At 52.7% G+C, this 1,186-nt stretch carries 1 protein-coding gene, 2 tRNA genes and 1 rRNA gene; 1 reads left to right on the top strand and 3 read right to left on the bottom strand.

Features of this window, described 5'->3' with window-relative positions; genetic code table 11:
- The coding region (locus tag JZX87_RS30975; protein WP_353654305.1) for a hypothetical protein at window positions 1-251 on the top strand (251 nt) is incomplete at its 5' end.
- Window positions 252-562: 311 nt separating this feature from the next.
- Here the strand turns inward: JZX87_RS30975 and JZX87_RS30970 are convergent.
- The 3 genes from JZX87_RS30970 to JZX87_RS30960 form a co-directional block, all read right to left on the bottom strand.
- A tRNA-Ala gene (locus JZX87_RS30970) sits at window positions 563-638 on the bottom strand.
- A 75-nt stretch (window positions 639-713) separates the two neighbouring features.
- A tRNA-Ile gene (locus JZX87_RS30965) sits at window positions 714-790 on the bottom strand.
- A gap of 337 nt (window positions 791-1,127) precedes the next feature.
- Window positions 1,128-1,186, bottom strand: a 16S ribosomal RNA gene (locus JZX87_RS30960); the annotation flags it as partial.

Below are 1,186 nucleotides of genomic sequence, written 5' to 3'. Positions count from 1 at the left end.
CCTGTGCATGCCAAGGCATCCACCAAATGCCCTTACGACACTTAATCGTTCTCATTGCCAATGCTCATCAATATAGCCTCACCGTGACCGGTGAAGCGGAAGGGCTACCTTTTACAACCCATCCTTCTCATGATGACATCGACGTGTTCTTTGTCGATCAGATCGCTTTTGACGAGGCCACGCCGAGCGGCCTCTTTACGTCTGATCTTAAGACCAGCTTCTCGAGATTAAATCCGGGTCCGTGCGGTTAGCAACCGGACATCAATAAGTCATCAGAGATGCATTCGACAAAAGCCCAAAACACCAACAATGACCGACCAGAGTGACAAGCTTCCTATCTCCACCGATCCCTCTTTCGTGTCCGGCCGGCTAGGCCATCAACGACATCATAAGGATCAGCTTCAAACCCAGGCTCACCTTGCGGTAAAACCCAGACCTGGAAGCCTCCAGATCAATCTTCTCTTCACGATTTTTGCAGAACAGGCATGCGCTTCATCGAAGCGATGCAAACTTTTACTTCTTCAAAGGATATGTACCCGTCATCTCGACACCAAAAGCGAATTGGTGGAGCTGAGCGGGATCGAACCGCTGACCCCCTGCTTGCAAAGCAGGTGCTCTCCCAGCTGAGCTACAGCCCCAACCATCGCAACACCCGATGACAATGCCATCAGGAGGGTCAAGATCGAACAAACCAAACACCTTAAAAAGGAGAATGGTGGGCCTGGGAAGACTTGAACTTCCGACCCCACGCTTATCAAGCGTGTGCTCTAACCAACTGAGCTACAGGCCCGATCTCGACAAACTCTACGTTAAGTAACGCTCGCCAATACAGGCCAGAGGCCGTCGCCGCCATCAACCCTAAAAGTTGGCCGGCGCCCTCGCGGAGGGCAGCACCGAAGGTGCGAACAGCCCGTGAGCGCACTCAATGGTTCATATCCTAATGAAGAAAGAGAAACGTAGTCGGCGGTTTTCGCCATACTGTCCGATGCCAAAGGCATTCCGCAGCGTATTACGTTGCGATGGTCGCCTGACTGGCGCCATCTATGTTCTAAAAAGCACGGGAAGGTTCATCCAGGGTTGATCCGAAGATCAGGCCTGGCGTCTTACCGGTTCCACAGCTTCCTTAGAAAGGAGGTGATCCAGCCGCAGGTTCCCCTACGGCTACCTTGTTACGACTTCACCCCAG

This window comes from Agrobacterium sp. Ap1 (assembly GCF_017313375.1).
Lineage (GTDB): Bacteria > Pseudomonadota > Alphaproteobacteria > Rhizobiales > Rhizobiaceae > Neorhizobium > Neorhizobium cellulosilyticum.
Note: the sequence above shows the minus strand (reverse complement) of the source record. Positions and strands in the feature narration are given on the sequence as shown.